Here is a 661-nt window from a genome sequence, read left to right as displayed (position 1 = left end):
GATTTTGCCTTGTGCTTTGGATCATTATCATGCTGAAAGTAAATGTTGGACCAGTTGAAATTGTAGTATTGCATAGTATCACGAAGCGTAGTGTCCAATATATGCTGATAAACATTCGCGTTCATGTTCCCATCGTAAATTTGACAAGCATATCCTGGTCCTTCAGAAGTTATACAGCCCCACATCATCAATTTGCCTGCTCCATGCTTGACTGTAAGTTCTAGATGATGCGGTTGAAGAGGATCATTTGGTCTTTTCCAATAATACTTACAGCCATCAGAGCCCCATACGTTGATCTTGGTTTCATCAGAAAAGACGACTTTTCGCCATTCTTCTACTGTCCAATCCTGATGCTTCTTGGCCCATTCTAATCGATGCTGCATATGAGCTTTTGTCAAAAACGGCTTCTTTTTTTTTATTGAAGAATGGAACTCCATTGATTTCAGTACGTTAATTGCTGACTGGTATGAGATATCGTAGCCAAGTTGAACCAGCTCCCGGTGTACCTCTTTGGCAGTCTTTAAAACCCCTTCAATGACTTTTCTTTTTATTAACCGCTTCGTCACTTTGGAGACTACTGTAGGTCTACCACCTATGCTTTTTGTCCTATTTGGAAACAACCGTCTAGAGTATCTACTGACAGTTGATTCATGTACTCCAA

The 661-nt window shown here is 40.2% G+C and carries 1 protein-coding gene; it reads right to left on the bottom strand.

The genetic code is table 11. The features are described from left to right. The coding region (locus ACYVLP_RS23470) for a transposase (protein ID WP_460629706.1) at positions 1-566 on the bottom strand (566 nt) is incomplete at its 3' end. Positions 567-661: the final 95 nt, after the last annotated feature.

This window comes from Intrasporangium mesophilum (assembly GCF_054783095.1).
The sequence above is the reverse complement of the archived record's forward strand: the minus strand, read 5'-3'. Positions and strand labels throughout refer to the sequence as shown.